Source organism: Stenotrophomonas sp. GL_111 (assembly GCF_057835245.1).
Genome location: NZ_CM174421.1, coordinates 2,811,296 through 2,832,240 on the forward strand (window position 1 = coordinate 2,811,296; position 20,945 = coordinate 2,832,240).

18 protein-coding genes and 2 tRNA genes are annotated in these 20,945 nt (G+C 66.6%); 10 read left to right on the forward strand and 10 right to left on the reverse strand.

Translation table 11 applies throughout. The features are described from left to right. Positions 1-85: 85 nt before the first annotated feature. The 10 genes from AC3IPM_RS12555 (at position 86) to pgaD (ending at position 10,821) form a co-directional block, all read left to right on the forward strand. Positions 86-1,669: a cytochrome ubiquinol oxidase subunit I gene (locus AC3IPM_RS12555; RefSeq protein WP_489300208.1), complete on the forward strand. Its 1,584-nt coding sequence runs from the start codon at positions 86-88 to the stop codon at positions 1,667-1,669. A 15-nt stretch (positions 1,670-1,684) separates the two neighbouring features. Then, a complete protein-coding gene (gene cydB, locus AC3IPM_RS12560; protein ID WP_489300209.1) occupies positions 1,685-2,839 on the forward strand; it encodes a cytochrome d ubiquinol oxidase subunit II in 1,155 nt (384 codons plus the stop codon). Positions 2,840-2,894: 55 nt separating this feature from the next. Continuing rightward, the gene (gene cydX / locus AC3IPM_RS12565) at positions 2,895-3,008 is read left to right on the forward strand and encodes a cytochrome bd-I oxidase subunit CydX (RefSeq protein WP_489300211.1); all 114 of its coding nucleotides are present in this window, start codon (positions 2,895-2,897) and stop codon (positions 3,006-3,008) included. A gap of 66 nt (positions 3,009-3,074) precedes the next feature. Next, a tRNA-Pro gene (locus tag AC3IPM_RS12570) sits at positions 3,075-3,151 on the forward strand. Between the two features lie 138 nt (positions 3,152-3,289). After that, positions 3,290-3,366 (forward strand) — tRNA-Pro (locus AC3IPM_RS12575). A gap of 237 nt (positions 3,367-3,603) precedes the next feature. Beyond that, on the forward strand, positions 3,604-4,815 hold the full coding sequence (locus AC3IPM_RS12580) for a CynX/NimT family MFS transporter (RefSeq protein ID WP_489300212.1): 1,212 nt from the start codon (positions 3,604-3,606) through the stop codon (positions 4,813-4,815). A 338-nt stretch (positions 4,816-5,153) separates the two neighbouring features. Continuing rightward, positions 5,154-7,190 carry a poly-beta-1,6 N-acetyl-D-glucosamine export porin PgaA gene (gene pgaA, locus AC3IPM_RS12585; protein WP_489300214.1) on the forward strand — a complete coding sequence of 679 codons (2,037 nt, stop codon included), beginning with the start codon at positions 5,154-5,156 and terminating at the stop codon, positions 7,188-7,190. A gap of 16 nt (positions 7,191-7,206) precedes the next feature. Continuing rightward, a complete protein-coding gene (gene pgaB / locus AC3IPM_RS12590; RefSeq protein WP_489304135.1) occupies positions 7,207-9,093 on the forward strand; it encodes a poly-beta-1,6-N-acetyl-D-glucosamine N-deacetylase PgaB in 1,887 nt (628 codons plus the stop codon). A 7-nt stretch (positions 9,094-9,100) separates the two neighbouring features. Next, positions 9,101-10,348: a poly-beta-1,6-N-acetyl-D-glucosamine synthase gene (pgaC, locus tag AC3IPM_RS12595; protein ID WP_489300215.1), complete on the forward strand. Its 1,248-nt coding sequence runs from the start codon at positions 9,101-9,103 to the stop codon at positions 10,346-10,348. Then, positions 10,345-10,821: a poly-beta-1,6-N-acetyl-D-glucosamine biosynthesis protein PgaD gene (gene pgaD / locus AC3IPM_RS12600; protein ID WP_489300216.1), complete on the forward strand. Its 477-nt coding sequence runs from the start codon at positions 10,345-10,347 to the stop codon at positions 10,819-10,821. Before pgaC ends, pgaD begins: the two co-directional genes overlap by 4 nt. Before the next feature lie 151 nt (positions 10,822-10,972). Here pgaD and AC3IPM_RS12605 read toward each other — a convergent pair whose 3' ends face one another. The 10 genes from AC3IPM_RS12605 to AC3IPM_RS12650 form a co-directional block, all read right to left on the reverse strand. Beyond that, on the reverse strand, positions 10,973-12,220 hold the full coding sequence (locus AC3IPM_RS12605) for a glutamate-5-semialdehyde dehydrogenase (protein ID WP_489300218.1): 1,248 nt from the start codon (positions 12,218-12,220) through the stop codon (positions 10,973-10,975). Positions 12,221-12,243: 23 nt separating this feature from the next. After that, positions 12,244-13,392 (reverse strand): glutamate 5-kinase, encoded by a 1,149-nt coding sequence (gene proB / locus AC3IPM_RS12610; RefSeq protein WP_489300219.1) that lies wholly within the window; start codon positions 13,390-13,392, stop codon positions 12,244-12,246. A gap of 11 nt (positions 13,393-13,403) precedes the next feature. Then, positions 13,404-13,664, reverse strand: coding sequence for a YciI family protein (locus tag AC3IPM_RS12615; protein ID WP_489300221.1), 261 nt, complete (start codon positions 13,662-13,664; stop codon positions 13,404-13,406). Between the two features lie 63 nt (positions 13,665-13,727). Continuing rightward, positions 13,728-15,023 carry an argininosuccinate lyase gene (argH, locus tag AC3IPM_RS12620; RefSeq protein ID WP_489300222.1) on the reverse strand — a complete coding sequence of 432 codons (1,296 nt, stop codon included), beginning with the start codon at positions 15,021-15,023 and terminating at the stop codon, positions 13,728-13,730. Between the two features lie 72 nt (positions 15,024-15,095). Next, on the reverse strand, positions 15,096-16,052 hold the full coding sequence (argC, locus tag AC3IPM_RS12625) for an N-acetyl-gamma-glutamyl-phosphate reductase (RefSeq protein ID WP_489300224.1): 957 nt from the start codon (positions 16,050-16,052) through the stop codon (positions 15,096-15,098). Then, positions 16,049-16,648 (reverse strand): GNAT family N-acetyltransferase, encoded by a 600-nt coding sequence (locus tag AC3IPM_RS12630; RefSeq protein WP_489300226.1) that lies wholly within the window; start codon positions 16,646-16,648, stop codon positions 16,049-16,051. Before AC3IPM_RS12630 ends, argC begins: the two co-directional genes overlap by 4 nt. A gap of 5 nt (positions 16,649-16,653) precedes the next feature. After that, a complete protein-coding gene (locus AC3IPM_RS12635) occupies positions 16,654-17,982 on the reverse strand; it encodes an acetylglutamate kinase (RefSeq protein WP_489300228.1) in 1,329 nt (442 codons plus the stop codon). A 73-nt stretch (positions 17,983-18,055) separates the two neighbouring features. Further along, the gene (locus AC3IPM_RS12640) at positions 18,056-19,144 is read right to left on the reverse strand and encodes an acetylornithine deacetylase (protein ID WP_489300230.1); all 1,089 of its coding nucleotides are present in this window, start codon (positions 19,142-19,144) and stop codon (positions 18,056-18,058) included. Between the two features lie 5 nt (positions 19,145-19,149). Beyond that, positions 19,150-19,599 (reverse strand): GNAT family N-acetyltransferase, encoded by a 450-nt coding sequence (locus AC3IPM_RS12645; protein ID WP_489300231.1) that lies wholly within the window; start codon positions 19,597-19,599, stop codon positions 19,150-19,152. Positions 19,600-19,662: 63 nt separating this feature from the next. After that, a complete protein-coding gene (locus AC3IPM_RS12650; protein WP_489300233.1) occupies positions 19,663-20,856 on the reverse strand; it encodes an argininosuccinate synthase in 1,194 nt (397 codons plus the stop codon). Positions 20,857-20,945 lie beyond the last annotated feature (89 nt).

Consider the following 20,945-nt stretch of genomic DNA (forward strand, 5'->3'; position numbering starts at 1 on the left):
TTTGAAGTTGCTGGTCACAGAATTCACTCCGTAGACCCCCCTTCCCGCCACCTGTAACGGCAAAACCCAACGAGGTAGCCAGGCCATGATTGATCAGACAGTCGTAGAACTGTCGCGGCTGCAATTCGCTCTGACCGCGATGTACCACTTCCTTTTCGTACCGCTCACGCTTGGCCTGTCCTTCATGGTGGCCATCATGGAGAGCGTGTACGTCATGACCCGCAAGCAGGTCTGGCGCCAGATGACCCTGTTCTGGGGCACGCTGTTCGGCATCAACTTCGCCATTGGCGTCGCCACCGGCATCGTGATGGAATTCCAGTTCGGCATGAACTGGTCGTACTACAGCCACTACGTGGGCGATATCTTCGGTGCGCCGCTGGCGATCGAAGGCCTGATGGCGTTCTTCCTGGAAGCAACCTTCATCGGCCTGTTCTTCTTCGGCTGGAAGCGCCTGAGCCCGGTCAAGCATCTCACCGTGACCTGGCTGATGGCGTTGGGCACCAACCTGTCCGCGGTGTGGATCCTGATCGCCAATGGCTGGATGCAGAATCCGACCGGTGCGGTGTTCAACCCGGAAACCATGCGCATGGAAGTGGTCGACTTCGCCGCGGTGGTGTTCAACCCGGTGGCGCAGGCCAAGTTCGTGCATACCGTGAGTGCCGGCTACGTGACCGGTGCGATCTTCGTGATGTCCATCAGCGCCCTGTTCCTGCTGCGCAACAAGCACAGGGACATGGCACGCCGCTCGTTTGCGGTGGCCGCCGCGTTCGGCCTGCTGTCCTCGCTGTCGGTGGTGGTGCTGGGTGACGAGAGCGGTTACGCCGCCAGCGAACACCAGAAGATGAAGCTGGCCGCGATCGAAGCGATGTGGGAAACCGAGCGCGCCCCGGCCGACTTCACCGCCTTCGGCATTCCCAACCAGACCACCCACCAGAACGACTACGCGATCAAGATCCCGTACCTGATGGGCCTGATCGCCACCCGTTCGCTGGACCAGCCGATCCCGGGCATCCTGGAACTGGTGGACCGTGCCGAACACCGCATCCGCGGCGGTCAGCTCGCCTACGGGGCGCTGGAACGCGTGCGCAAGGACAAGAACGACGTCGAAGCGCGCGAGATGTTCGACCGTCATTGGCAGGATCTGGGCCACGGCCTGCTGCTCAAGCGTTACCGCGAGGACATCCTCAACGCCACGCCGGAGGAAATCGCCAAGGCCGCGATGGATACCGTGCCGCGCGTTGCCCCGCTGTTCTGGACCTTCCGGATCATGGCCGGGCTGGGCTTCTACCTGATCGCCTTCTTCGCGCTGGCCTTCTACTTCTCCTGCCGCAACAACTTCCAGGACAAGCGCTGGTTCCTCAAGCTGGCCGTGTGGTCGCTGCCGGCCCCGTGGATCGCGATCGAATGCGGTTGGTTCGTCGCCGAGTACGGCCGCCAGCCGTGGGCCGTGGATGGCGTGCTGCCCACCTTCTATGCGGCATCGGGCCTGGCCCTGCACGAAATCCTGACCACCCTGGCCGTGTTCACCGGCTTGTACACGGTGCTGCTGGTGATCGAAGTGAAGCTGATGCTCAAGGCCATCAGGAAGGGGCCGGACGAGATCCTGCCGTCGCTGCAGGCCGATATCCGCCCTGTTTCCCCCACTGCCGTCGCCCCCGGCCAAGCCTGAGGCAGGAGAACCCAGATGGAATTCATTGCACTTGATTACACCACGCTCCGCGTGATCTGGTGGCTGCTGCTCGGCATCCTGCTGGTCGGCTGGGCCGTCATGGACGGCTTCGACCTTGGCGTTGGCACCCTGCTGCCGTTCGTGGCACGCACCGATGAAGAGCGCCGGCTGGTCATCAACACGGTCGGCCCGGTATGGGAAGGCAACCAGGTGTGGCTGGTACTGGGCGGCGGTGCGATCTTCGCCGCCTGGCCGCCGCTGTACGCGGTGAGCTTCTCCGGTTTCTACCTGGCCGTGTTCGTGATGCTGTTCGGCCTGATCCTGCGCCCGGTCGGCTTCAAGTACCGCAGCAAGTTGCCCAGCAAGCGCTGGCGCGACAACTGGGACCGCGTGCTGTTCGTCGGCGGCCTGCTGCCGGGCCTGATCTCCGGCGTCGCCGTAGGCAACGTGCTGTTGGGCGTGCCGTTCCACTTCGATGACAGCATGCGCATCTTCTACACCGGCTCGTTCTTCGGCCTGCTCACCCCGTTCGCGCTGGTCGCCGGCCTGGTCAGCGTGGCGATGCTGGTTTCGCACGGTGCGGCGATGCTGGTACTGAAGACCGACGGCCCGGTGGCCGAACGCGCGGCCCGCTACGGCAGTGTTGCCGCGGTGATCAGCTTCGTCCTGTTCGCCGCCGCCGGCGCCTGGGTGGCCTTCGGCCTGCCCGGCTACCAGATCACCTCTCAGGTGGTCACCGACGGCCCGACCAACCCGCTGCTCAAGACGGCCGAGCTGGGCACCGTGGCCGGCGGCTGGCTGCGCAACTACAGCTCCATGCCGGCCACCCTGGTGTTCCCGATCCTGGGCCTGGTGGGTGCTCTGGCCAGTGCCGTACTGCTGCGGGCCCGTCGTGGCGGCCTGGCCTTCATCGCCTCGGGCACCTCCATCGCCGGCATCATCCTGACCGTCGGCTTTGCGATCTTCCCGTTCCTGCTGCCCTCCTCCAGCCAGCCCGGCTCCAGCCTGACCGTGTGGGACAGCTCCTCCAGCCACCTCACGCTGTGGATCATGCTGCTGGCCACCGGCATCTTCCTGCCGATCATCATCGCCTACACCACCTGGGTGTACCGGGTCATGAAGGGCAAGACCACCGCCGAGGAAATGGGCAGCAACCCCAACGCGTACTGATCCTCCGTGTGCCGACCGCTGGTCGGCACCGACCCCGCACATAGGAGAAACGAACATGTGGTATTTCGCCTGGATCCTGGGCGCCGGACTGGCGTCGGTCGTGGCCATCCTCAACGGCATGTGGTTCGAAGCCCGCGAACAGAACCGCGCGGACGACGACGCGGGCTGAACAAGCAAAAAGAGGTAGAAAAAGGTTGCCGACCCGGTCTTCACACCGTATCCTTGTCGGCTCCTTCGGGGTGTAGCTCAGTCTGGTAGAGCGCTACGTTCGGGACGTAGAGGTCGCAGGTTCGAATCCTGTCTCCCCGACCACTTCGGTGGTCGCATTGAAGCCTGGAAACATTCGCCAGGCTTTTTTGTTTAAAGGCCGTGGCAACACGGCACCGAAGGAAGAATGAAACATCCCCCTTGCCGCCGAATGCGGGGATGGATACAATAGGCGGCTCCTTACGGGGTGTAGCTCAGTCTGGTAGAGCGCTACGTTCGGGACGTAGAGGTCGCAGGTTCGAATCCTGTCTCCCCGACCATACAAGTGGTCACATTGAAGCCTGGAAGACGAAAGTCCTCCGGGCTTTTTTGTTTTTGTTTTTTCATTGCACCGGCGGCCGTCAAAGGCGCGGGTACAATGCCCGCCTGTGGGATGCGCGCGCGGTCTGCCCCATCCCTGCCATCGCATTCCTGCAGACACCGGCGCGGCGCCGGTGCCTGCGTTTCCGCACATCCGGCCCCCACCGTGATCGCGCCACCTGCAAGAGATCCACGCCATGACCCATACCGATCCCCACGACTCGTCCCTGCTCCGCGGACGCGTGCTCGCCTTTGCCGCCATCCTGCTGGCCGCGCTCAACCTGCGCACCGCCGTCACCTCGGTGACCCCGCTGCTGGACCTGCTCGGCACCACTTTCGGCTTCGGCACCACCATGACCGGCGTGCTCGGCATGCTGCCCACCGCTTCGTTCGCCCTGTTCGGCGTCACCACCCCGATGCTCGCCCGCCGCATCGGGCTTGAGCGCACCGCCCTGCTTGCCATGGCCCTGGCCGCTGTCGGCCTGCTGCTGCGCTCGATGGCTGGCGGTATCGGCAGCCTGCTGTTCGGCTCCATCGTTGCCCTGGCCGGCATGGGCATCGGCAACGTCGTCGTGCCGCCGCTGGTGAAGCGCTACTTCGCCAACCGCGTCGGCACCATGAGCACCCTGTACATCACCGTGCTGCAGCTGGGCACCATGATGCCCGCCCTGCTCGCCGTGCCACTCGCCGAACAGGCCGGCTGGCGGGTCTCACTGGGCATCTGGGCGCTGCTCGCCATCGCCGCCGCGCTGCCCTGGATGATGCTCGCCCGCAGCCGCCCGCACCCGGACACCATCAGCGCCGCCAACGACCCCAGCACCCAGCCGCACGGCAAGGTCTGGCGCACCCCGCTGGGCTGGGGCATGACGCTGATGTTCGGCATGACCTCGCTGATGACCTATTCCATGTTTACCTGGCTGCCGCGCATCGTCGTTGAAGCCGGTGCCAGCCCCGGCTTCGGCGGCATCATGGTGGCCATCTTTGCCGCCTGCGGCCTGCTGCCTTCGCTGACCATGCCGGCCCTGGCCGTGCGCCTGCAAAACCCCTTCCCGCTGGTGCTGATCGGCTTCAGCGCGTTCCTGATCGCCTTCGCCGGCCTGCTGTTCGCGCCCATGAAGGCGCCGTGGCTGTGGGCCATCCTGCTCGGCATCGGCCCGTCCACGTTCCCGCTCGCGCTGACCCTGATCAACCTGCGTACCCGCACCCCCACCGGCTCGGCCGCGCTGTCCGGCTTCATGCAGGGCGTGGGCTACGCCTTCAGCTGCCTGGGGCCGTTCCTGTTCGGCTGGCTGCATGAAATCAGCGGCGGCTGGCACCTGCCGTTCGGCTTCCTCGCCGTGTGCGCGGTGGTCCTGCTGACCGCCTCGTGGGTGGCCTGCAAGCCGCAGAAGCTCGAAGACCAGTGGTAACACGCGGCACCTCTACACACCCTCTGCGCATCTACTGACGTAGCGTGTCCACAACTGACCTGCCCGGACCGGGCAGGCGGTTCGTGACGGCCCAGGCGCGCGCGCCTTGCTGAACGGTTTCAGGGTGTACAGACCCCGGGGACAACGCCGTGGCGGCGGCCGGATGGTCTTTTCAATCAAGACATTGCGACCTGTTTCGAGCGTGGCTCGACAGGTCGTTGTGCTGAATTTTCGTCTTAACAATTTGTAAACAATTGCGAAGTCAGGCACGATTGGCATGTGATGTGCGTCACAGTTTTACGCGGATCACTTCTCTGAAAGGACGCTTTGGGGGTTTCATGTACAACCATCGGCTGCTGGCGCTGGGCGTCAGCCTGGCATGCGCCACACTCTGCCTCACCAGCATTCCGGCCCACGCGGCCACTTCCCGCGAGGACCAGCTGGCTGAGATCAGCCGCTATCGCGACCACGCCCAATGGCTGGACGCCCTGGCCGCGATTGAACGCGCCCAGCAGCAGACACCGGACGACACCTTCCTGTACCGGCTGCAGGTACTGAGCCTGTCGGACATCGGCAATGCGCACCGTACCTGGCAGCTGTACCAGGCCCGCCCGGAGCTGTTCGACGCGGCCCAGAAGCAGCGCTTCGAAACCAACTATCTGGCCAAGCTGGTCGGCTGGAGCCTGGCTTACGGCGCCAGCGAAGACACCCGCCTGGACGAAGCCGATGCCGCGCTGGCACAGATGCAGCGCTACCTCGAGCGCGAGGGCACGACCGGCCCGGACACGCCGCTGCGGATCCGTTATGACCGCCTGATCCTGCTCAACCGGCTCAGCCGCCACACCCAGGTGCGCGACGAATACCGCGCCCTGCAGGCCGAAGGCCACGTCGTTCCGGAGTACCTGCTGGCCGCCATCGGCGACTCGCTGATGGCCACCCAGCATCCCGACGAAGCCATTCCGGTGCTGGAGGCGGCGCTCAAAGCCGACCCCAACCAGCCCGAGGCCCGCTCCGAGCTGGCCTACGCCTATCTGGAAAACGAACAGGCCAACACCGCCCTCGCCCTGCTCAAGAAGTGGCAGGCACAGGAGCCGGCCTGGCGCTGGGCCAACGGTGCCAAGTCGCCCTATGCGAACTGGCCGCGCTACGAAGCCGACCTCAACCTGGCGATGGTGCGCGCCTACAGCGGCGACCTGCCCACCGCCCAGCGCGAGCTGGAGCACATGGTGGAACTGGCGCCGGGCAACGGCGGCACCCAGTCCTCGCTGGGCAACGTGTACCTGATGCGCGGCTGGCCGCGGCGGGCGCTGGAACGCTACAGCATGGCCAACACCCTGGACCCGCGCGATGTGCCGGCGCGGCTGGGCCAGTACGACGCCTACATCGAACTGCAGCGCGACGACCTCGCCCGGCCCCTGCACGACAGCCTGCTGGCGGGCTATCCCGGCCAGCCTTCGGTGCAGCGCATGGACCGCAGCTGGCGCGCCCATCGCGGCTGGCAGCTGCATGCCTATGCCGAAAGCGGGCGCAGCTCCGGTGGCGGCGGTGCCTCGCCGCTGGGCAACGACGATGGCCGCTATGGCGTGGAAGTGCAGTCGCCGGTGCTCGACGACCGCTGGCGCATCGTGGCCTTCGCCGACCGTCGCAGCGTGGACTTCCAGGACCAGACCATCGACCCGCTGCGCTTCGGCCTGGGTACCCGCTACCGCTACGGCCAGGCCGACGCGGAAGCCTTCGTCAACCGCGCCAACGACCACATCGGCGATACCGGCCTGAGCGCCGGCGTGGGCTGGCAGTTCAACGACCGCTGGCATGCCGGTGTCACTGCCGCGCGCAACGACGCCGATGCCTCCATGCAGGCACGCGTGGCCGGGATCACCGCCGACAGCGTTGCGTTGGCCGTGGACTACCGTCGCAACGAACGCACGCACTGGAGCATCGGCGCCAGCCAGTTCCGCTATGACGACGGCAACCGCCGCGAGACGATCAACAGTGCGATCGAACAGCGCCTGCTGACCCGCCCCACGGTGCTGCTCGACGGCCTGGGCAGCGTCTACGCCAGCCGCAGCAGCCGCGACGATGCGCCCTACTTCAATCCCTCTGAAGACCACTCGGTGGAGATCGGCCTGCGCGTGGACCAGCAGCTGTGGCGTCACTACGAACGCCACTTCCGCCATCGCCTGACCGTCTCGGTGGGCCAGTACTGGCAGCAGGGCTACGGCAGCGCGATCGTGCCCTCGGCCGAGTACCGCCACGAATGGCAGCTCGGCGAAGGCCGGATCTTCGAATATGGCGTGAGCTGGTCGCGACCGGTTTACGACGGACAACGTGAGCGGCACATCGGCCTGGATGCCGGTCTGCGCTGGGGGCAATGAGATGCGACACATGGATTTGAAGCGATGGATGACCGGGCTGCTGCTGGCCCTGCTGACGGTGTGCGGCAGCGCGTATGCGCAGCCCAAGCCGACCCTGGATGCGGCCGACAACGGCCTGCTGGTGCTCAGCTACCACGACATCCGCGATGACGTGGCCACCACCGGCGACCCGGATGCCTATGCGGTGAGCACGCAGAACTTCGCCGCGCACCTGGACTGGCTGTCCGCGCACGGCTACCACCCGGTGTCGCTGTCGCAGTTGATCACTGCCTCCCAGGGTGGCACGCCGCTGCCCGCCAAGCCGGTGCTGCTGACCTTCGATGACGGCCTGCGCAGCGTGTACAGCAAGGTCTACCCGCTGCTGCGCGCCTACAACTATCCGGCGCTGGTGGCAGTGATCACCGACTACGTGGACATGCCGGCCGGCCGCCAGATCGACTATGGCTACCGCCCGTTCACCCGCGATGATTTCCTCACCTGGGCGCAGCTGCGCGAGATGCAGCACAGCGGCCTGATCGAACTGGCCAGCCACACCGACAACCTGCACCACGGCGTGCAGTCCAATCCGCAGGGCAACTCGACCCCGGCGGTGATCACCCGCATCTACGATCCGGTGGCGCACCAGTACGAAAGCGAAGCCGCCTACGAGGCGCGCCTGCGCGCCGACCTGGGCCTGAGCGTGGCGCGTATCCAGAAGAACGTGGGCGTTTCGCCGAAGGCGATCGTGTGGCCGTACGCGGCCTACAACGCCCTGAGCAACGGCATCGCCGAACAGCTCGGCATGCCGGTGTCGTTCGACCTGGAAGGCCGCAGCACCCCGGTCACCCGCGACCTGCACGGGCTGGCGCGGTTGCTGGTGACCAACAACCCCACCGTGATCCAGCTGGCCTACGAGCTGCGCCGCGATGTCGAACGCGATGGTATGCGCGCGCTGCAGATCGACCTCGATGCGGTCTACGACGCCGACCCGGTGCAGCAGGGCAAGAACCTGGACGCGTTGATCGAGCGGGTCAAGAAGGTCGGCCCCACCCACGTGTTCCTGCAGGCCTTCGCCGACCCGGACGGCAATGGCTCGGCCGATGCGCTGTACTTCCCGAACCGGCACCTGCCGATGCGCGCGGACCTGTTCAACCGCGTCGCCTGGCAGCTCAAGACCCGCGCCGGGGTGAAGGTGTTCGCGTGGCTCCCGGTGCTCGGCTATGAGCTCAAGGACCCGGCGATCCGCAGGGGGCTGGCCATCCAGAGCCCGGAGAGCGACGGCATCTTCCGCCTCGATTTCACCCGGCCGCAGGTGCGCCAGGTGATCGCGGACATCTACGAAGACCTGGCCATCAACTCCTACTTCGAAGGCCTGCTGTTCCACGATGACGCCTACCTGCGCGACACCGAGCTGACCCAGCTGCCGCCGGAAGGCAGCGACGGCGCCCGCACCCAGGCGCTGATCGACTTCACCCTGGAACTGCGCAACGCCGCGCAGCGCTGGCGGCCCAAGCTGGGCACCGTGCGCAACCTGTACGCGCAGCCGGTGCTGGAGCCGCAGAGCGCGGCCTGGTTTGCCCAGCGCCTGGACCTGTTCAACAAGGCCTACGACCACACCGCCCTGATGGCGATGCCGTGGATGGAAGGCAGCCGCAATCCCGAACGCTGGTTGGATCAGTTGGTGGTGGCCGTGCGCCAGCACGACCCACAACTGTCCCAGACCATGTTCGAGCTGCAGACGGTGGACTGGCGCACGCAGAAGCCGATTCCCGGCGAACGCCTGCGCGCGCAGATCCGTCGCCTGCAGGCGCAGGGCGTGCGCCATTTCGCCTGGTATCCGGATGATTTCATCGCCGGACGTCCCTCGACGTACGACGCCCGGGCTGCGATGTCCGCGCGCAACTTCCCTTACGAGGAGAAGTGAGGACGCCATGCATCCCTTCCTCTACGCACTGTTCCAGTTCGCCTTCTTCTATCCGATGGTGATGGCCTTCTTCTGGATGTCCGGCGGGCTGTATTACTTCTTCCGGCGCGAGCGCAAGGCGCGCGATCGCAACGATCCGCCGCCGATGCCGGTCTATCCGTTCGCCTCGATCCTGATTCCCTGCCACAACGAGGCCGACAACCTGACCGACACGCTCGGCGCGGCGCTGCGGCAGAACTACCCGGACTTCGAGGTCATCGCGATCAACGATGGCAGCAGCGATGACACCGGCGCACGCCTGGATGCGATGGCCGCACTGCACCCGCGGCTGCGCGTGGTGCACCTGGACCGCAACCTGGGCAAGGCCAATGCGCTGCGCATGGGTGCACTGGCCGCACGTTCGGAATACCTGGTGTGCATCGATGGCGATGCGATGCTGGAGGAGTACGCCACCCATTGGATGGTCTGGCACCTCACCTCCGGCCCGCGCGTGGGCGCGGTCACCGGCAACCCGCGCATCCGCAACCGCTCCACCCTGCTGGGGCGGCTGCAGGTGGCCGAGTTCTCCTCGATCATCGGCATGATCAAACGCGCGCAGCGCGTGTACGGGCGCATCTTCACCATCTCCGGGGTGATCGCCGCGTTCCGTCGCAGTGCCCTGCACCGCATCGGCTACTGGGCCGATGACATGGTCACCGAAGACATCGACATCAGCTGGCGCCTGCAGCTGGACTACTGGGACATCCGCTACGAACCCAATGCGCTGTGCTTCATCCTGATGCCCGAAACGCTCAAGGGACTGTGGCGGCAGCGCCTGCGCTGGGCCCAGGGCGGCGTGGAAGTGCTGCTGCGGCACGGTCGCTCGCTGTTCGACTGGCACAAGCGGCGCATGTGGGGCGTGCTGCTCGAATACATCCTGAGCGTGCTGTGGGCCTACACCATGCTGGCGATCATCGTGCTGTGGGCGTTGGGCAAGTTCATCACGCTACCGCCGGACCTGACCATCGCCACCCTGCTGCCACAGTGGCACGGTGTGATCCTGGCGCTGGTGTGCCTGCTGCAGTTCGCCAGCAGCCTCATCATCGACCGCCGTTACGAAACGCATATTGGACGCAATTATTTCTGGGTGATCTGGTACCCGATGGCGTACTGGCTCATCAGCCTGTTCACGACCCTGGTGGCCCTGCCCAAGACGCTGCTCAAGCGTCGCGGCAAGCGGGCGGTCTGGGTCAGTCCTGACCGGGGTATCCGATGAACACCGTCAAATCCACCCGCCGTTTCGACTCGCGCCTGATCCAGAAGCCGCGCCAGCAACCGCGCCTGCAACGCACCGCCTGGGGCTTTGTGACCATCGCGTTCTGGGCGTTCTACTTTTACCTGTGGGCACCGCTGGTGACGTTGGTATCCTGGCTGCTGGGCGGCCGCCTGGCCTGGTTGCAGCTGTACGAATACAAGCAGACCGTGGACCCGTTCGTGGTGATCGCCCTGCCGGTGATGCTGATCGGCTGCGCGGTCGTGCTGATCGCCTGGGCCGAGTACAACCGCCTGCGCTTCACCGGCAAGGAACGCCGCAGCCCGCACGAGGATGTGCCGCACGCGGAGATCGCGCGCGACCTGGGCGCCAGCCCGGCGCTCGCCGCGCAGCTGGCCGAAGGCAAGTCGGTGACGCTGCATATGGACGACCACGCCAGGCCGGTGGGAATTACGCAGCAGGTGCTGGCGGGCTGACGTAGCTGCGGTAGTGCCGGCCGCTGGCCGGCTCCTCGCATCCCCAACCAGGCTGAAGAGCCGGCCAGCGGCCGGCACTACCGGCTCTGCGACACCGACAATCTGCGGTGGGTGCCGACCGTTGGTCGGCACACTCCAGCCACGCAGTGGATCAAGCCCGCGTCTGCCCTTCCCCGCGCACCACGAAGCGTTCCACCGTGAGCGCTTCCAGGCCCATCGGGCCATAGGCATGCAGGCGGGTGGTGGAAATGCCGATCTCCGCCCCCAGCCCCAGCTCGCCACCATCGGAGAAGCGCGAGGAGGCGTTGACCATCACCACCGCCGAGCGCAGGGACTGCACGAACTGCTCCGCCGCCGCCGCATCTTCGGTGGCGATCACTTCGGTGTGGTCGGAGCTGTACTGCTGGATGTGCGCCAGTGCCTGCGCCAGGTCATCGACCATGCGCACGGCGATGATCAGGTCCAGATACTCGGCGGCGTAGTCGTCCTCGGTCGCTGCTTCGGCCTCGGGCAGCCACTGGCGTGCACGCGCATCGGCGCGCACGCGGACCCCGCGCTCGCGCAATGCGGCCGCGGCCAACGGCAGGAAATCCGCGGCGATGTCGGCATGCACCAACAGCGTCTCCAGCGAATTGCAGGCCGAGGGGCGGCTGCACTTGCCGTCCACCAGCAGGCCCAGTGCCAACGCGGGATCGGCGCTGCGGTCCACGTACAGGTGGCACACGCCCTTGTAGTGTTTGATCACCGGCACGCGCGCGTGCTCGGCCACGAAGCGGATCAAGCCTTCCCCACCGCGCGGGATCGCGAGGTCCACCAGGTCGTTGAGCTGCAGCAGTTCCAGCATGGTCTCGCGGCGCAGGTCTTCGACCAGGGTCAACGCGGCATCGGCGATGCCCGCCTCGCGCAGGGCGCGCTTGAGCGACGCGGCGATCGCAGTGTTGGAGTGAATGGCCTCGGAGCCGCCGCGCAGGATCACGCCGTTGCCGGCCTTGATGCACAGCGCCGCCGCATCGGCGGTCACGTTCGGGCGTGCTTCGTAGATCATCGCGATCACCCCCAGCGGTACGCGCACCTTCTGCACGCGGATGCCGTTGGGGCGTACATCGTCACGGGTGATGCTGCCCACCGGGTCCGGCAACGCGGCCACTTCACGCAACGCCGCACCGATGGCGGCGAGCCGCTTCGGGTCCAGCGCCAACCGGTCCAGCATCGCCGTGCCGGTGCCTTTGGCGCGTGCGGCCTCCAGGTCGCGCGCATTGGCCGTCAGGATGGCATCGGTATCGGCGTCGAGCGCGGCGGCCATCGCCACCAGCAGCTCGGCCTTCGCCGGGGATGACAACTGCGCCAGCTGCTGTGCGGCGGCACGGCAGTGCTCGGCCTGTTCGCGGATGCTGCTCATGCGGGTCTCCTCGTCGGTACCGCTCACAGCAGCACCAGATCGTCGCGGTGGATCACATTGCCACCGTAGTTGTAACCGAGCACGCCCTCGATGTCGCGCGAGTGGCGGCCGGCGATGCGGCGGATGTCGCTGGCCGAATACTGGCTCACCCCGCGCGCCAGGCAGGTTCCACCGTCGGCATCGCGCAGGCGCACTTCGACCATGTCGCCACGGCGGAAATCGCCATCGGCCGCCACCACGCCACCGGGCAGCAGCGAGGCGCCCTTGCCGCTCAGCGCCGCCGCGGCCCCGGCATCGATCAGGATCGCGCCAGGCTCCAGCGGCGCATGCCGCAGCCAGTATTTGCGCGCGGCCACGCGGGTCTGCGCGGCGTGGATGCGGGTGCCGAACAGGCGCCCCTGCGCCAGCGCGCGCACCACGTCGCTGTTGCGGCCATTGAACAGGCAGGTGTCGATACCGACCCGGCCGGCCTTGGCTGCCGCTTCCAGCTTGGTATGCATGCCACCGGTGCCGGCGCCGCTGCCGGCGCCGCCGGCCATGGCCAGCACCTCGGCAGTGAGCTCGGGCACGTCGTGAATCGGGCGCGCCTGCGGGTCGCGACGCGGGTCGGCGCTGAACAGGCCATCGATGTCGGTGGCGATGAACAGCACATCGGCGTCGATCAGTGCGGCCACGGTGGCGGCCAGGTTGTCGTTGTCGCCCAGCTTGAGCTCGTCCACCGAGACCGTGTCGTTCTCGTTGACCACCGGCAGCGCGCCCAACCGCAGCAGCTCATTGAGCGTGGCGCGCGCATTGAGGTAGCGGCGGCGGTTGCGCAGGTCGTCATGGGTCAGCAGTACCTGCGCCACCGGGCGTTCGAAGAAGCGCTGCCACAGCCCGATCAGCTGGGCCTGGCCGAGCGCGGCCAACGCCTGCCGTGCGGCCATCGCCGCACCGGCCTCCAGTGCACGCGGCACGATCGCGCGGCCGGCGGCCACTGCACCGGAGGACACGATCACCACTTCGCGCCCGGCCAGCACATGGGCCGAGACGAACTGGGCCAGGCCCAGCGCATGGCGTGGCGACAGCCCGCCGCCATCGGCCGCCAGCAGGCTGCTGCCAACCTTGAGCACGGCGCGCTTCCAGGGCGGCAGCGTCTGTTCGGGGAACGGGGATGGCACGGTCTGGGTCATGGGGCTGCGCCTCAGCGCGTGTTCCATTCGTGGATGCGCGCGGTGGCACTGCCGTGCACCAGCAGCGGGTCGGTCTCCACCAGCGCCTGCGCGGCGGCCAGGTCGGCCACGTCCTGCAGCACGTAGGCACCGCCGCTCTTGTCGTTGAAACCGCCGGTCAGCAGCAGCTGGCCGCGGCTGCGTACGTCATCGAGAAAGCGCGCGTGCTCAGCGCCGACCTCATCACGGAACGCCGGGGTGCGGGTCACCAGTACCAGGAAGCAGGTTTTCATTACAGGTCCTTTCAAACGTGCGTGTTGTCATGAAAGACGGCGGCCTCGCGGCCGCCGTCGTGATTACACCAGCGCCGCCCAGCGCGCGCGCAGTTCATCCAGCCGCAGGTCGGCCGCGGCACCGGGCGAAACCCGGGCGGCCAAGCTGCCTTCGGGGGTGCGGCCCTGCCCGGCCGTGTCGGCACCGGCCGCTGCGGCCTTGTAGGCCTCCCGGAACGGCACGCCGGCGACGGCCGCTTCAACGGCGACGTCGGTGGCATACATGCCCGAGTCGATCGCCGCGCGCAGCTTGTCATCGCGCCATTCCAGGTTGGCCAGCAGCGCCGGCAGCAGTTCCAGCGCGGCCAGGCCACGGCCGAAGCCATGGAAGATCGCACCCTTGCTGCTCTGCAGGTCGCGGTGGTACCCGGACGGCAGCGACAGCAGCTGTTCGATCTCGGTACGTGCAGCGGCCACGCTGGCGTGGGTGGCGCGCATCAGTTCGATCACGTCCGGATTGCGCTTGTTGGGCATGATCGAACTGCCGGTGGTGTACTGCGCGGGCAGCGCCACGAATCCGAATTCGGCGCTGGTGAACAGCGACAGATCCCAGGCGATGCGGCGCAGGTCCAGGGTCGCACCACCCAGAGCTTCCAACGCGGCCAGCTCGAACTTGCCGCGCGAAAGCTGCGCGTAGATCGGCGACACCTGCATGCGCGCAAAGCCCAGCGCCGCGGTGGTGTGGGCGCGATCCAGCGGCAGGTTCACGCCGTAACCGGCGGCGGTGCCGAGCGGGTTGGCGTCGATCAGCGCGAAGGTGTCGTGGGCACGGATCGCGTTGTCGATGAAGGCCTCGGCCCAGCCGGCCCACCACATGCCCGCCGAAGACACCACGGCGCGCTGGATGTGGGTATAGCCCGGCAGCGGCAGGTCCTTTTCGGCCTCAGCACGGTCCAGGGCGACCTTGGCCACTTCGCGGCTCAGTCCGGCCACGTGCAGCAGCTTGTCCTTCAGCCACAACCGGGTGGCGACCAGGATCTGGTCGTTGCGGCTGCGCCCGGTGTGGATCTTGCGCCCGGCATCGCCAAGACGTTCGGTGAGGCGTGCTTCGATCGCCGAGTGGCAATCCTCGAAGCGTTCGTCGAGCACGAAGGCACCGCTGCTGAAATCGGCGGCGAGCAGGTCGAGCTCGCGCAGCAGGCCGTCCAGCTCGTCGCTGGAAAGAATGCCGATGTGCTGCAGGCCCTGCGCGTGCGCCTTGCTGGCAGCAACGTCGTACAGGAAGAATTCGCGGTCCAGAATCACATCATCGCCGGCCAGGAAAGCCTGGATTCTGGCGTCTACCGCCACGCCGGGCTTCTGCCATAGAAGGTCTGCCATGTCTTGCTCCATGGGCGGATTCGCTCCGCCGGATCGGGAGGCGCGCCGGTGGGCCCGTCGCGCCGGAAAGGGTCATTGCGGAATCGAGGCCAGTTCGTCCAGGCCCAGCGCCAGGTTGAGGTTCTGCATCGCCTGGGTGGCCGCGCCCTTGAGCAGGTTGTCCAGGGTCGCCACCACCACCACGCGCTTGCCGCCCGGGGCGACGTCGAAGCCACCGATCTGCACCCCGTGCCGGCCGGCGATGCGGCTGACCCACGGTGCTTCGTCGATCACCTCCACCAGCGGCTCGTCGGCATAGAACGCCTGGTACAACGCCTGGATCTGTTCGCGCGTGTGCACCTCGTTCAACCACAGGTTGACAGTCATGGTGATGCCACGGAAGTGCGGCGCCACGTGCGGCATGAACTCCACCGGCACCCGCAGGTGCGCGGTGACTTCGCGCTCGTGCACGTGGTTGGTGAGTGCGTACGGCATCAGGTTGTCGCGCAGCAGCTCGGGGTTGTTCTTGTCCGAAGGCGAGGTGCCCGCACCGGAGTACCCGGACACGCCAAAGCACTGCGGCGGCCCGGCCAGCTGTTTGAGCAGCGGGCTGATCGCCAGCTGCATCGCGGTGGCGTAGCAGCCGGGGTTGCTGATGTGCTTCTGGCCCAGGTAGTCACCACGGCCCAGCTCCGGCAGCCCGTAGTACCAGCTGCCCTCGAAGCGGTGGTCGGCCGACAGGTCCACGATCACCGTGTCCGGCTTGGCCGCGTCCAGCGCGGTGACAAACGGCGCGGACAGGCCATTGGGCAGCGCCAGGATCACCGCGTCCACGCCCTTGGCGGCGACCGCGTCGGCGTCGAGATTCTCGAACTGCAGCTCGCCCGCATAGTCGGCGTGCTGGTCGGCCACGCGCTGGCCGGCCAGCTCACGCGACGACACGAAGCCCAGCTGCAGCTGCGGGTGCGCGGCGATAAGCCGGATCAACTCGGCGCCGGTGTGGCCGCGGGCACCGACGATGCCGACAGTGAAGGAGGGGGAAGTACTCATGCGTGGGCGTCCAGACGGTCCTGCAGGTGGCGCTTCACGTCCTGCCATTCCGTATCGATAATCGAGAAAATGACGGTGTCGCGCGGGCTGCCATCGGGATGGCGCTTGTGGTTGCGCAGGATGCCGTCCTGCTTGGCGCCCAGCCGCGCGATGGCGGCACGCGAGGCGGTGTTGAACGAACTGGTTTCCAGCACCACGCTCAGGCATTCCAGCCGCTCGAAGGCATGCGTGAGAAGCATCAGCTTGGTTTCGGTGTTGATGCCGGTGCGCTGCGCGGTCTGCGCATACCAGGTGTAGCCGATGCTGAGCCGCGGCACGCCGGGCTCCAGGTCGTAGTAGCGGGTGGTGCCCACCACCTGGCCGTCGGCATCGAGCACCGCGAACGGCAGCACCTTGCCCTCGGCCTGCGCCTGCAGCGCGGCCTGCACGTATTGGGTGGTGGTCTTGGCGCTCGGCACCTGGGTGTACCAGAGCTTGGACAGCGTGCCGTCGCCCAGCGCGCCGCGCAGGCCGTCGATATGGCCCATCTGCAACGGCTCCAGCCGCGCATGCGTGCCATCCAGCGTCGGAACTTTGGTCCAGTCAGCGTGATTCATGGGGTTCAGCCCTCCAGGCTCGGCGTGCGCACGGCGCAATGGTCCACGTAGGTCTTGATCTGCTCGAAGCCATCGGCCCCGAACCAGAACACCTTCCAGTGACCCTGCTTGTAGCAGCCGTCCGATTCCGCATAGTAGAAATGATTGATCGGGTTGCCATGGCGCGAGCGCCAGAACAGCTGCGGGGTTTCATCCAGCATCACGTTCCATACCGCACGCCCCAGGCCTTCGCCCTGCGCGTCATCGAGCACCGCGAACTTGTCCAGGTACACGCCTTCGGCTTCGTCGGTGAGGATCACCGCGGCGCGGTAGTTCTCACTGACATAGGCACGCAGCAGGCGGGTCTTGTCGAAGTAGTCCGGCACCAGGGTGCGGCCGAAGCTGGACTCGATCAGCTGCTTCAGGCGCGGCAGGTCCAGTTCGGCCCAGGTGGTGGCACGCAGCACCTTCTCGCCCTTGCGTACCAGCGTGCCCGAGCCCTTGTGGGTGAACAGTTCCTTGGCCAGGTCCGAGGGCCGGGTGATCGACACCGAAGACTCCAGCGGCAGCCGGTCGAGCAGGTCCTTGATCTGTTCGATCTTGACCCGCATGCCACCGTGGATCCACGGCTGCTGCATCAGCTGGTCGTACTCGGTGGACAGGTTGATCGAGTCGATCACCTTGCCTTCTTCATCGAGCAGGCCACCGGTGCCGGTGAGGAAGATGATCTTGTACGGCTGCAGTTCCTGCACCAGCTCGTTGGCGGCGAAGTCGGCGTTGACGTTGAGGATCTGCCCGCAACGGGTTTCGCCCAGGCTGGTGATCACCGGAATCGAGCCGGCGCGCAGGCTGGCTTCGATCGGGGCGAGGTTGACCTTCTTCACCTCGCCGACCAGCCCGTAGGTGGCCTGGTCCAGGTACTCGGCTTCGAACACGCCGCCGGTGATCGAGGTGGCACGCGCACCGTTCTGCTGCAGGGCTTCGACCAGCTGCAGGTTGGAGGCCTGGAACACCCGGCGCACGATCGCCAGGCCTTCCGGCGAGGTCACGCGCAGGCCGTTGACGGTTTCCTTGATGATGCCGGCCGCCGACAACTCGGCATCCAGCTGCGGGCCAGCGCCGTGCAGCACGATCGGGGTGAGCCCGACTTCCTGCAGGAACGACAGCGAGGACGTCAGCGCGTCGAGGTCATCACGCAGCACCGCGCCGCCGACCTTGACCACGGCAAAGCGCTTGGCGTCCAGCTGCGAGAAACGCTTGAGGTACTGGCTGATCTCCTTCGCGCTGGCCATGCTCGAAAGCAGGCGCACGATGGTCTGACGGGTCTGGCGGTGGGGCTGGAGGGAAGAAGGCATTTCAGTATCGTCACTGGCGGCCGAGGCCGCGATGGGGGTTCCGTCAGGGGTGGCCCGCGACGGCGTCATGGGCTCAGGCGCCCTGCGCGATGATGCGGTGGACCGATTCGGCGTAACGCTGCAACTGCTCCAGCGTGACGAACTCATCGGCGGTATGCGCCTGGGCGATATCACCCGGGCCATACACCAGCGTGGTGTAGCCGCCGGCCGAGAACAGTGAGGCTTCGGTCCAGAAGTCCACCGCGTTGCCGATCGGGATATCCAGCGCGTCGGCCACGTCGCGCGCGGCCAGGCGACGGTTTTCCGCTTCGGCGATGTCGCCAGCCGGGAAACTCGGGCCCCGGAACGTCTCGGTGAACACGGCCGCCTCGGGCTCGGCGAAGCCGGCGAAGGTGGCCAGCAGCGCATCGATATCCATCGACGGCAGCGGGCGGAAACCGAAACGCAGTTCAGCGGCCGGGGCGATCATGTTGGCCTTGATCCCGCCTTCGACCCGGCCGATGTTGAAACGCAGGCCGGTCAGCCCGCCGAAGCGTGCATGCGACAGCGATTCCACGTGGTCCAGCGCGCGGTTGCCCCAGCGCATGGCCTGGTGCAAAGCGCTGGCGGCCGCATCCTGCTTGCCGGAGGCATGCCCGGCACGGCCGGCGAACTGCATCAACACCGAGCTGATGCCCCGGTGCGCAAGCACCGCTTCGCTCATCGTCGGCTCGGCCACCAGCACCGCTTCATAGGGGATGCCCCGCGCCAGGAACGCGGCGATGCAGCGCGGATCGTTGGCTTCTTCGTCGCTGGAAAACAGGAATGCAGCATCACCATCGCTGGCATTGGCCGCGGCCACCAGCGCGGCCGCCGCGCCCTTGATGTCGCACACGCCCAGCCCGATCACGCGATCCTCGGCACGCCGCATCACATGCGGGTCGGCACTCCAATGCGGCGAGTCCGGCACGGTATCCAGGTGCACGTTGAACAGGTACTTCGGCGTCCCCCGCACCGCGTACAGGCTGACCGCGCCGTCGCCATGATCGATCACCTCCACGGTGAACCCGGGCAGGTTCGCGCGCAGGTAATCGAAGATGCCACCGGTGGTGATCGCACGCGGCGGATTGCGCGTGTCGAACGACACGAGGGCCTGCAGGTGGGTAAGGGTGTTCTCGAGCATGCGGGTCAATCCTTCACTGCGGCAACGGCCGCATCTTGGTAGATCGTGGGTCGCGCTATTTCCATCAGCAGCTCCGGACGCGCCGGAGCAGCGAACCCGAAACGCGCGTACAGGCCATGCGCGTCGCGGGTGGCCAGCATGAAACGGCGCAGACCCTGCAGCGCCGGCTGCGCCAGCAACGCCTCGATCAACGCCGTGCTGTAGCCGCGCCCGCGGTGGGCGGGCAAGACGAACACATCGGCCAGGTAGCCGAACGTCGCACCGTCGGTGATCACCCGGGCAAAGGCCACCTGGCTGCCATCGTCCAGGTAACCGCCAACGCACAACGAGCCGTCGATTGCCCGCTGCACGGTTTCGCGTGGAATCCCTTCGCTCCAATAGGCCTGGGTCGAGAGATACTTGTGAATCAGCGCGACATCGAGCCGCTGTTTATCGGTGCAGACGTGCAGGTTCATGGTCTCGGTCCGGTTCAACGCCCGGCGGGTAGCGCGCACCCGCCGGACACGTCGATCAATCGATCAGCGATTGACCTGCGCATACAGCGTGGAGCTCATACCGAACAGCTTGATGAAGCCTTCCGCTTCCTCCACGCCCCAGTCGGCCGACTGCGCGTAAGTGGCACCCTTGGTGTTGAGCAGGTGCGGCGAGCTCACCGCCACCGCATCGACACGGCCACCGCGGGTTTCCAGCACCACTTCACCGTTGACCTTGGCCTGCGAGGACTTCAGGAAGGCTTCGATGTCGGTCTTGAGCGGGTCGTGGTAGAAGCCTTCGTACACCAGCTCCACCCACTTGCGCGCCACGTCCGGCTTGAAGCGGTTCTGCTGCTTGGTCAGCACCGCATCTTCCAGCGCGCGGTGCGCGGCCAGCAGCGAGACCAGGCCCGGGGCTTCGAACACGATGCGGCCCTTCAGGCCGATCACGGTGTCACCGGTGTACACGCCGCGGCCAACGCCATACGAGGCGAACAGCTTGTTGAGCTTGGCCAGGATCTGCTCACCCGGCAGGGCCTTGCCGTCCAGCTCGACCGCTTCGCCTTCGACGAACTTCAGCTTCACCGTCAGCGGCTCGATCGGCCAGGCGCTGCGCGGTGCGCACCAGCCACGGGCACCCTCGCCCGGCGCTTCCCAACGGTCGATCTCGCCACCGGACATGGTCAGGCCGAGCAGGTTCTCGTTGATGGTGTAGGCCTGCTGCTTGGCACGCACGCCGAAACCGCGCTCTTCCAGGTATTTCTGCTCGTAGGCGCGGGTCTGGGTGTGTTCCTTCTGGATTTCACGGATCGGCGCGACGATCTGATAGTCGCCCAGCGCCTTCACGGCCAGGTCGAAACGGACCTGATCGTTGCCCATGCCGGTGCAACCGTGGGCAATGATGTTGGTGCCCAGTTCGGCAGCGCGCTTGAGCGCGGCATCCACGATCAGGTAACGGTCCGAGACCAGCAGCGGGTACTGGCCCTGGTAGCCTTCGCCGGCCCACACGAACGGCTTCACGAAGCCGTTCCAGATCGCCGGGCCACCGTCGACGGTGACGTGGCTGGTGACGCCCAGCTCGGCGGCGCGCTTCTCGATGAAATCGCGCTCTTCGTCATCCACGCCGCCGGTATCGGCGAACACGGTGTGCACGTTGTAACCGCGCTCCTGCAGGTAGGGCACGCAGAAGCTGGTGTCGAGTCCGCCGGAGAAGGCCAGGACGATGTCTTTATTGCTCATGGGGGTCAGGTCCAGTAGGGGAATGCGGTAATGAAATTCGGGTGGGGCAGGTAGAGCCACGCCACGCGTGGCTGCACCGTTGGATACGT

Excerpts from the sequence above, each read along its gene's own strand:
- AC3IPM_RS12580 (WP_489300212.1), top strand. The coding sequence starts at position 3,604 with ATGACCCATACCGATCCCCACGACTCGTCCCTGCTCCGCGGACGCGTG.
- pgaD (WP_489300216.1), top strand. The coding sequence starts at position 10,345 with ATGAACACCGTCAAATCCACCCGCCGTTTCGACTCGCGCCTGATCCAG.
- AC3IPM_RS12555 (WP_489300208.1), top strand. The coding sequence starts at position 86 with ATGATTGATCAGACAGTCGTAGAACTGTCGCGGCTGCAATTCGCTCTG.
- proB (WP_489300219.1), bottom strand. The coding sequence starts at position 13,392 with ATGACCCAGACCGTGCCATCCCCGTTCCCCGAACAGACGCTGCCGCCC.
- AC3IPM_RS12650 (WP_489300233.1), bottom strand. The coding sequence starts at position 20,856 with ATGAGCAATAAAGACATCGTCCTGGCCTTCTCCGGCGGACTCGACACC.
- argH (WP_489300222.1), bottom strand. The coding sequence starts at position 15,023 with ATGGCAGACCTTCTATGGCAGAAGCCCGGCGTGGCGGTAGACGCCAGA.
- AC3IPM_RS12645 (WP_489300231.1), bottom strand. The coding sequence starts at position 19,599 with ATGAACCTGCACGTCTGCACCGATAAACAGCGGCTCGATGTCGCGCTG.
- argC (WP_489300224.1), bottom strand. The coding sequence starts at position 16,052 with ATGAGTACTTCCCCCTCCTTCACTGTCGGCATCGTCGGTGCCCGCGGC.
- AC3IPM_RS12635 (WP_489300228.1), bottom strand. The coding sequence starts at position 17,982 with ATGCCTTCTTCCCTCCAGCCCCACCGCCAGACCCGTCAGACCATCGTG.
- pgaA (WP_489300214.1), top strand. The coding sequence starts at position 5,154 with ATGTACAACCATCGGCTGCTGGCGCTGGGCGTCAGCCTGGCATGCGCC.
- AC3IPM_RS12615 (WP_489300221.1), bottom strand. The coding sequence starts at position 13,664 with ATGAAAACCTGCTTCCTGGTACTGGTGACCCGCACCCCGGCGTTCCGT.
- AC3IPM_RS12640 (WP_489300230.1), bottom strand. The coding sequence starts at position 19,144 with ATGCTCGAGAACACCCTTACCCACCTGCAGGCCCTCGTGTCGTTCGAC.
- cydX (WP_489300211.1), top strand. The coding sequence starts at position 2,895 with ATGTGGTATTTCGCCTGGATCCTGGGCGCCGGACTGGCGTCGGTCGTG.
- AC3IPM_RS12605 (WP_489300218.1), bottom strand. The coding sequence starts at position 12,220 with ATGAGCAGCATCCGCGAACAGGCCGAGCACTGCCGTGCCGCCGCACAG.
- cydB (WP_489300209.1), top strand. The coding sequence starts at position 1,685 with ATGGAATTCATTGCACTTGATTACACCACGCTCCGCGTGATCTGGTGG.
- AC3IPM_RS12630 (WP_489300226.1), bottom strand. The coding sequence starts at position 16,648 with ATGAATCACGCTGACTGGACCAAAGTTCCGACGCTGGATGGCACGCAT.
- pgaC (WP_489300215.1), top strand. The coding sequence starts at position 9,101 with ATGCATCCCTTCCTCTACGCACTGTTCCAGTTCGCCTTCTTCTATCCG.